Raw genomic sequence first — 7,948 nt, 5'->3', positions numbered from 1 at the left:
CCCGCCGCGTCAGCGGCCTCGCCGGCCCGCTCGGCGACGTCGTCGCCGCCCTCGTGCCCCTGCGCCCGCTCGACCAGCCGGCGGCCGCGGCTGCCGAGGTCGTCGACGACGACCTGGGTGCGGCTCGCCACCTCCAGCCCGCGCGCCACGACGACCGCGGGAGCGCCCTGGAGCCGCTCGGCGACGGCGCGCGCCTCGCCCGCGTAGTCGCGGGTGAGGATCTCCTCGCGGCGGCTGCGTGCCCGCTCGTGCAGGCCCTTGGCCTGCTCGGCGGCCACGTCGGCGACGCCCGCCAGGACGTAGCCGAGGTCGAGCGCGCTGCGGCGCAGGTCCGGCGTCAGGGCCATGGGTTCCTCCTCGGACCGGTGGTCCCACCGGTCGGCGTCAGACGGTCGGGGTGCGGGTGGTCGGACGGGCGGTCAGCACGTCGCGGCGCCGGACCGGGGCTGGGCCTCAGCGGCTCAGCGGCTGGAGCCGCCGTCGGCGGGCGGGGGGTGGGAGGCGGCCAGGTCCTCGGCCGCCGGCTCCTCCGGCACGACGAGCGACGCGTCCTCGGCCACGGCCCTCGGCGTCGGTGCGCGGCGGCTGGTGCTGCGCCCGGTGGTCCGTCCGGCGGTGGGTCCGCTCGGGCGACCGGTGGTGCCTGCGGTGCGGGCCGGTGCACCGTCGTCCGACCCCGCGGCGGTGGCGTCGGCCTTCGCGTCCGGTCCTTGACGCCCCGCACGGGCGGACGGGCGACGCGTCGTGCCGCCGGTCGACCGAGCGGCGGGGCGGGAGGACGGGGCGCGCCTCCGCGGGGCGCGGGCGGGCGTCGCGTCCTCCTCCGCCTCGGCTCCCGCGAGCGGCTCCGCCTCCGGCGTCGTGCCCGCCGCGGTGGCCGGACCCTCCGCAGCGCCTCCCGCCGGCACCTCGGAGCGCGAGTTCTCGGACCGGAAGGTCGCGTAGATCTCCAGCAGGACCTCGCGCTGGCGCTCCGAGAGGTAGGGGTCGGCGAGGACGGCGGCGCGCACCTCGCCGTCGTCGCCGGGGCGGTGCTCGTCGAGCAGCCCGGCGCGGACGTAGAGCGCCTCGGCCGAGATCCGCAGGCCGCGGGCGATCTGCTGCAGCACCTCGGCGCTGGGGCGGCGGAGCCCGCGCTCGACCTGGCTGAGGTAGGGGTTGCTCACGCCCGCCGCGGCGGCGAGCTGGCGCAGCGACAGCTGCGCGGACTCGCGCTGCTCGCGCAGGAACCCCCCGAGGTCCCCGACGGCTCCCACGGCCCCGCCGACGCGGCCCACCTCGACGCCCAGCACCTTGGTCACGACGTCATGGTGCTCGCTCGTGCTTGCTGCGGCAAGCGCCCGGCGAGCAGCCGCCCCGCCAGTCGTGCGACGTGTGCGCCGGACGGGTGCGCTCGGCCGGGGAGCCGCCCGCGGTGGGGCGCCGGGCCAGGCGCCAGGGGGGAGGTCAGGCTGCCGGCGACGCCAGGCCTCAGCAGAGGTCAGGCGGCGGAGGAGCGGGCGTCGGCCTCGCGACGCAGGAGGCGCAGCACCTCGAGCACCCGGCCGCGGTCGCCGGTGAGGCGCTGCTCGAGCGTGGAGAGCAGGGCCGCGTGCTCCTCGAGGTCGGAGTCGTCCAGGGAGCCGAGGTCGCTGAAGCGGATGTCGGCGAAGGCCCGCTCGGCGTCGCGGTGGTAGACGCCCGCGTTGCTGGGGACGACCGGCATGTCGCGGGCGTCGACGACCTCGCGCGCCGCGTCGTCCTGCCTGCCCGGCGCGTCCTCCGGCGCCGGGCGCAGCAGGGCGGCGACGAGCCCGGCGACGATCTCGTCGTCGCTGCGCTCGCCCAGCCCGGCGCTGCGCTCGGAGCGCTCGCGGCGCGCCCGCTCGGAGAGGAGGAGGGCGAGGCGGCCGTCGACGAGTCGCCGCGTGTAGGCGAGGTCGGCCTCCTCGGCGATGGCCAGCTCGCGGCGCTCGCGCAGCTCGGCGTCCCCCAGGTCGGCCAGGCCCTCGACGAACGAGGGCGAGAGCACCCGGTCGATGCGCCGCGAGCCCCCCTCGCGGTAGCCGGTGAGCGCTGCCGGGGCCGTGCCGGCGCCCTCCGCCGTCGTGCCGCCCTCGCTGGTGCCCCCGGTCATCCCGCCACCTCGCCCGTCGTCGCCGCGCGGAGACCCGCGCGAGTGCAGCGGGCCACCAAGTGCCACCCAGCGTAGCCATCGGAGCCGGACGACGGGCGCGGTCCCCGGCGTCGGGAGATGCTGGCGCGCATGCCCGCGATGTACCGCGTCGACGTCGTCCTCTCCTTCTCGGCGCCCGTCGCCGTCGAGGAGGTCGAGCGCCTGGGCGCCGACCTCGAGCTGCCCCTGCCGCGGTTGGCCACGGGCGAGCCCGACCCGGGGGCCCGCGACGTGCGGGTCGACGAGGACGGGGAGGGGGCCGACCTCGTGCTGCTCGTCGAGGCGGAGACCGACGTCGAGGCCCGCGAGGCCGTCGAGCGCGCCGTCACCGAGGCCCTGGCCCGCGGGCCGTGGGACGAGGGCTCGGCGCGCGTGGACCTCGTGCGCTCGACCGCCGCCTACGACCTGTCCTAGTCCGGCTCCCGTCGCGCAGGCGGCGAGGGGTCGTCAGGGGCGCACGCCGGCGTCAGTCGCCGTCGGGGCGGACGGCGGGCCTGCGGCGACGTGCCCGTGGTCATCAGCGGCGAGCCGTCGGTGCACGGTGCTCCGCCCCGTCGAGCGACCGACCGACGAGGTGGACCGGTCGCCGACGCCGCGCTGTCGTGAGGCTCCACGTGGGGCGCCTGCTCGGGACGAGCCGGTGGGGTCCTGCGGGACGCGCCCCCCGCGTGGCGTCGACCTGCGCCCTCGGACAGAAGGTCGACCGCCGGGGACGGGTCAGCGCCCTCCGAGCGCTCGTGCCGAGGCGCGCCAGAGCCCCTCGACCGGTCCTCGCCCTGCTCGCCGCACCCAGAGGTGGGCGGCGAGCACGACGGCAGCGGCGACGAGGGCGAACAGCAGGAGGGTGCCCGGGACGCGCAGGTCGGGACCGAGGCGCGTGGCGAGGCCGAGGCCCCAGCCGTAGCAGAGCGCGGCCGCCAGCAGGTTCTGCAGCACGTAGCAGCTGAGCGCCGTCCGGCCGACCTCGGCGAGCCGGCGGCCGAGGGGCCCGAGAGCCGACCGTCGGTGGACCACCTCGACGACGAGGGCCAGCAGCCCGAGGGCGACGACCGGGGCGGTGCCGTAGCGGGCGAGCACCAGCCTTGCTGTCCCGCCGAGCAGGCCCAGCGCCAGGTCGGCGACCAGGGCCGCTGCGCCCAGGGCGAGCAGCCGGGCCCGCAGGCGAGTCCCACGGTCGTCGAGCACGCCGGCACGCACCAGCCGCGCCCCGAGGAGGAAGGCCGCGATCGACAGCGCCTGGATGAAGACCGGCTCGAGGCGGAAGAGCGCCAGGTTCTCGAGGCGGAAGAGCACGAGGTCACCGAACGAGCCGTCGGCGTAGGGGTTGGGGTCCAGACGCGGGTCCACGTCGTCCGGGCTGGCTGCGGTGAGCAGGGCCGTCGTGACGAGCGCCAGGAGCGCCCCGTGGACGGCGGCCGCGCCGACGAGCCACCGGCGCTGAGCGCGCTCGCTCGTCGCGAGCAGGGCCGCGACGACCACTGCCGTGACGGCGTAGCCCATGAGCACGTCGAACTCGGCGACGAGCAGGTAGTGCAGGAGCCCGTCGAGCCCCAGCAGGAGGGCGCGCACCCAGTACCGACCCGGCCACGGCCGGCCGGTGTGCGCTGCTGACCGCCGCTGGAGCTCGAGCCCGACGCCGAACATGAGCGTGAGGAGCCCGAGGAACTTGCCCTGTGCGAGCTGCTGGGCCAGCAGCTCGACCGCCCTCCAGCCCGGCGGGGTCGCCGCGGCGTCGGTGCCGCCGCCGAGGTAGCCGACGAGTCCCTGCGGGTCGGTGAAGATCCAGATGTTCGTCGCCAGGGTCCCGAGGATGGCGAGGCCGCGGGCGACGTCGAGTGCGACGACCCGCGCGCCGGCGCCGGGGCCTTCCGACGGCTGCGGGGGTGCTGGCATGGCCCGGAGCGTAGCCATACGAGCGTATGGCCGGTGGTGGTCGCGCGCTGTGGTGCCACGATGCAGGCGTGGCCGCGCCGTCCGAGGAGCTGCTCGACGTCGTTGTCGGGCTGCTGGCCGAGCACGGCTTCGAGGGGCTGAGCATCCGGCGCGTCGCCGCTCGCGCGGGTGTCTCGATCGGCGCCGTCCAGCACCACTACCCGACGAAGGACGCGTTGCTCGCCGCCGCGATGCGCCGCGTCGACGACCAGGTCAGTGCAGAGCTCGCCGGGCGCGTGCAGCGGGCGCGGACGCCCGGTGAGGCGCTGCGCGCGGTCAGCGAGGGGCTGGTGCCCGCGGGGCCGGAGGAGCGCCCGGCCGCTGTCGTGTGGCTGGCGCAGGTGGCGCGCGCGGCGGTCCACGAACCCACGGCCGTCGGCTACCGCGCCTCCTGGCAGCGCGTCGAGGACGCGCTGTCGCGGTTGATCGCCGCGGCGCGGCCCGGACTGCGCGCCGAGCAGGTGCGGGACGAAGCCGCCGTGCTGCTGGCGCTGCTCGACGGCCTCGCCACCGCCCGGGTGGCCGAGCCGGACCGCGTGACCGGCGACCGGGCGCGCCGCCTGGTGGGCCGGCACCTGGACGCGCTGCTGACGCCGACCGGCGACCGGACGTGACCGGAAGCGTCGCGGTGCGACGTCTCGGCCATCACGTCAGTGCGCTGACGCCCATCGCCGACGTCGCCGCGAGCAGGCGTCCAGGGGTGGCTGTCGGTGGTGGCCCGCACACTCGCAGCCCATGACGCCACGTCCGTCGACCGGCGCCGTGTCCCTGGTGGCCGGCGCCACCAGGGGCGCCGGCCGCGGCATCGCCGTCGAGCTCGGTGCTGCTGGTGCGACCGTCCACGTCACCGGCCGCACCACCCGCCAGCGGGCGTCGGAGTACGCCCGTCCCGAGACGATCGAGGACACCGCCGACCTGGTCACCGCCGCCGGCGGCACCGGCATCGCCGTGCCCACCGACCACCTCGTCCCCGACCAGGTCGCCGCCCTCGTCCAGCGCATCAGCACCGACCACGGCCGCCTGGACGTCCTGGTCGACGACGTCTGGGGCGGCGAGCTGCTCACCGCCCCCGACACCCCGGTGTGGGAGCACTCCCTCGACGACGGGCTTCGGATGCTGCGCCTGGCCGTCGACACGCACCTGATCACCGCGCACCACGCCCTGCCGCTGCTGACCCGGCACCACGGCGGCCTGGTCGTCGAGGTCACCGACGGCACCGAGGAGCACAACGCCTCCCGCTACCGCCTCAGCGCCTTCTACGACCTCGCCAAGAGCGCCCCGATCCGGCTGGCCAGGACCTGGGCCCACGAGCTCACCGGCTACGGCGGCACCGCCGTGTGCGTCACCCCGGGCTGGCTGCGCTCGGAGATGATGCTCGACGCCTTCGGCGTCACCGAGGACACCTGGCGCGAGGCCTGCGTCCGCGAGCCCCACTTCGCCATCTCCGAGACCCCCCGCTACCTCGGCCGCGGCGTCGCCGCCCTCGCCGCCGACCCCGACCGGCACCGGTGGAACGGCCGGTCCACGTCCTCGGGCGACCTCGCCCGCGTCTACGGGCTCACCGACCTCGACGGCTCCACCCCCGACTGCTGGCGCTACCTCGTCGAGGTCCAGGAAGCCGGGCGCCCCGCTGACACCACCGGCTACCGCTGAGACGCGCGCGCCGTTCCGCACGCCCATCCCGAGTGGGACGGCCGCGGGGGAGCGGCGCGGTCGAACGCTGTCCGTGCGGCGCGCTGAGCCGTACTCTCTTGACGACAAGTATCTCGACGTCGAGACACCCCGGGGTGACGACCGTGATCCACCACGTCCAGCTCGCCTGCCCACCCGGCTCCGAGGAGGCCTCCCGTGCCTTCTACGCGGGCGTCCTCGGCCTGGTGGAGATCCCCAAGCCCCCCGTCCTGGCCGCCCGCGGCGGCTGCTGGTTCCGCGGCCACGGCATCGAGCTCCACCTCGGCGTGGAGCAGGACTTCCGCCCCGCCCGCAAGGCCCACCCCGGCCTGCTCGTCGCCGACCTCGACGCCTGGGCCGACCGCCTGGCCGCGGCCGGCTACCCCGTCGACCGTGACGACGACTTCCCGGGCATGCGGCGCTTCTACAGCCACGACCCGCACGGCAACCGGCTGGAGCTCCTCGAGCCCCTGTCCGCACGACCGCACGCGGGTGAGGGCATCGACTTCGCCGACCCCTCCAGCGCCCGGACGTACTCCGGCCGGACCGCCGACCCGTCCTGGGTCGGAGCGCTGACCGCCCTCGTCGACCCCGCCGGCGCCGACGTCGTCGACCTCGGCTGCGGAGGCGGCACCTACGTCCGAGCCCTGCACGACCTCGGCGCGCACAGCGTCACCGGCGTCGACTCCAGCACGCCGGTCCTCGAGCAGGCCCACGCCGACCACGGGCACCTGACCGGTGTGCGCTTCCACCACGCCGACGCCACCAGCACCGGCCTGCCGGACGCGAGCGCCGACCTCGTCCTGGCCCGCGCCCTGGTCCACCACCTGCCCGACCGCGCAGCCCTCGCCCGTGAGGCTGCTCGGCTGCTGCGCCCGGGCGGGACCCTCGTCGTCCAGGACCGCACCGCCGCTGACGTCACCCAGCCAGCAGGACCGCACCACCTGCGGGGCCACCTGCTCGAGCTGGCCCCGCAGCTCCTGCCCGTCGAGGTCGGACGCCGGCCCGACGCCGGCGCCCTCCTCCAGGCCCTCGAGAGCGCCGGGCTCACCGGCGCCACGCCCCGCACGGTCTGGGAGACCCGCGCCCACCACCCCGACCGCGAGAGCTACCTGGCCGGGATCGCCACGCGGACCGGCCGCTCCCTCCTGCACCACCTCACCGACGACGAGCTCGACCAGCTCGTCCACGACCTGCGGGACCGGCTGCCCGACGAGCCCCTCGTCGAGCGAGACCGCTGGACCCTCTGGGCCGCGACCAAGCCGTGACCCAGCGCGCCGGTGGGCGATCGGCGACGAGGCCGGTCCTGGGTCTCGGACGGCGGGGGGCACGCAGGGTGGAGCCACGGAGGAGGACGGGCGCTCGAGCTGGGGAGGGACCGTGGTCGTGAGGCGTCCGGCGTCGCTGCTGGCGTGCGGGCCGAGGCACTCCCTCGGCGTGCGCGTCGACGGGACGGTGGCGGCCGCGGGGGACGGCGCGGCCGGGGAGTGCGCCGTCGAGGGCTGGGGCGACGTCGTCGCGGTCGCGGCGGGGAGCGTGCACGCCGCGCGGAACACGGGGCGCTCGCACTCGGTGGGGCTGCGCGCGGACGGGACGGTGCTCGCCGCCGGGTGGGACGCCCACGGCCAGTGCCAGGTCGCCGCCTGGCGCGACGTCGTGGCCGTCGCCGCGGGCTGGCGGCGCTCGGTCGGTCTGCTCGCCGACGGGCGGGTCGTCGCCGTCGGCCGCGCGGCGGAGGGCGCGTGCGACGTCGCCGCGTGGCGGGAGGTCGTCGCGATCACGGCCGGCGACTGGCACACCGTGGGCGTCCGCGCGGACGGCACGGCCGTCGCGACCGGCGTCGACCGGTTCGGCCAGTGCGCGGTGCAGGGCTGGGGCCAGCTGGCCGACGTGGCGGCCGGGTACCTCCACACCGTGGGCCTGCGGCGCGACGGCGCCGTCGTGGCCACGGGGCGCGGTGACGCCGGTGCGGGCGACGTCGCCGGCTGGCGGGACGTCGTCGCCGTCGCCGCGGGCAGCCACCACACCGTGGGCCTGCTCGCGGACGGGACCGTCCGCGCGGCGGGCGCCGACGACCACGGGCAGTGCGCCGTCGGCGGCTGGCGGGACGTCGTCGCCGTCGCGGCGGGGGCGGCGCACACCCTCGGGCTGCGGGACGACGGGAGCGTGCTGACGGCTGGCGACGACGCC

The 7,948-nt window shown here is 77.2% G+C and carries 9 protein-coding genes and 1 pseudogene; 6 read left to right on the top strand and 4 right to left on the bottom strand.

All coding sequences use genetic code 11. From position 1 onward, the window contains the following. From HLB09_RS10075 to HLB09_RS18545, 3 genes are all read right to left on the bottom strand, one after another. Positions 1 to 347 (bottom strand): hypothetical protein (locus HLB09_RS10075; RefSeq protein WP_171203249.1); only part of this gene is annotated, 347 nt, incomplete at its 3' end. 114 nt (positions 348 to 461) lie between these two features. Then, positions 462 to 1,301, bottom strand: a complete 840-nt coding sequence (locus tag HLB09_RS19345) for a helix-turn-helix domain-containing protein (RefSeq protein WP_322790117.1) — start codon at positions 1,299 to 1,301, stop codon at positions 462 to 464. Between the two features lie 179 nt (positions 1,302 to 1,480). Beyond that, the gene (locus tag HLB09_RS18545) at positions 1,481 to 2,116 is read right to left on the bottom strand and encodes an RsiG family protein (RefSeq protein ID WP_246235021.1); all 636 of its coding nucleotides are present in this window, start codon (positions 2,114 to 2,116) and stop codon (positions 1,481 to 1,483) included. Positions 2,117 to 2,245: 129 nt separating this feature from the next. Between HLB09_RS18545 and HLB09_RS10065 the strand changes: the two genes are divergently transcribed. Continuing rightward, entirely contained in the window at positions 2,246 to 2,569 is a 324-nt protein-coding gene (locus HLB09_RS10065) for a hypothetical protein (RefSeq protein ID WP_171203248.1), read from the top strand. A 303-nt stretch (positions 2,570 to 2,872) separates the two neighbouring features. On the opposite strand, the gene HLB09_RS10060 is transcribed toward HLB09_RS10065, so the two are convergent. Further along, the gene (locus tag HLB09_RS10060) at positions 2,873 to 4,048 is read right to left on the bottom strand and encodes a DUF418 domain-containing protein (RefSeq protein WP_171203247.1); all 1,176 of its coding nucleotides are present in this window, start codon (positions 4,046 to 4,048) and stop codon (positions 2,873 to 2,875) included. Positions 4,049 to 4,116: 68 nt separating this feature from the next. Here HLB09_RS10060 and HLB09_RS10055 point away from each other — a divergent pair, with 68 nt between their 5' ends. The 5 genes and pseudogenes from HLB09_RS10055 to HLB09_RS19970 form a co-directional block, all read left to right on the top strand. After that, entirely contained in the window at positions 4,117 to 4,701 is a 585-nt protein-coding gene (locus HLB09_RS10055) for a TetR/AcrR family transcriptional regulator (protein ID WP_171203246.1), read from the top strand. Between the two features lie 121 nt (positions 4,702 to 4,822). Further along, positions 4,823 to 5,740, top strand: coding sequence for an SDR family oxidoreductase (locus HLB09_RS10050; protein WP_171203245.1), 918 nt, complete (start codon positions 4,823 to 4,825; stop codon positions 5,738 to 5,740). 143 nt (positions 5,741 to 5,883) lie between these two features. After that, a pseudogene (locus tag HLB09_RS20370) lies at positions 5,884 to 6,228 on the top strand (VOC family protein); the annotation flags it as partial. Continuing rightward, positions 6,211 to 7,026: a class I SAM-dependent methyltransferase gene (locus HLB09_RS10045; RefSeq protein WP_344554308.1), complete on the top strand. Its 816-nt coding sequence runs from the start codon at positions 6,211 to 6,213 to the stop codon at positions 7,024 to 7,026. The pseudogene HLB09_RS20370 and the gene HLB09_RS10045, both read left to right, overlap by 18 nt. A gap of 118 nt (positions 7,027 to 7,144) precedes the next feature. Beyond that, the coding region (locus tag HLB09_RS19970) for an RCC1 domain-containing protein (RefSeq protein WP_171203244.1) at positions 7,145 to 7,948 on the top strand (804 nt) is incomplete at its 3' end.

The organism is Pseudokineococcus marinus (assembly GCF_013004605.1).
Taxonomy (GTDB): domain Bacteria; phylum Actinomycetota; class Actinomycetes; order Actinomycetales; family Quadrisphaeraceae; genus Pseudokineococcus; species Pseudokineococcus marinus.
Note: the sequence above shows the minus strand (reverse complement) of the source record. Positions and strands in the feature narration are given on the sequence as shown.

Bases quoted from the DNA above. Each gene is read 5' to 3' on its own strand.
- HLB09_RS18545 (WP_246235021.1), bottom strand. From the start codon at position 2,116: ATGACCGGGGGCACCAGCGAGGGCGGCACGACGGCGGAGGGCGCCGGC.
- HLB09_RS10065 (WP_171203248.1), top strand. From the start codon at position 2,246: ATGCCCGCGATGTACCGCGTCGACGTCGTCCTCTCCTTCTCGGCGCCC.
- HLB09_RS10060 (WP_171203247.1), bottom strand. From the start codon at position 4,048: ATGCCAGCACCCCCGCAGCCGTCGGAAGGCCCCGGCGCCGGCGCGCGG.
- HLB09_RS10050 (WP_171203245.1), top strand. From the start codon at position 4,823: ATGACGCCACGTCCGTCGACCGGCGCCGTGTCCCTGGTGGCCGGCGCC.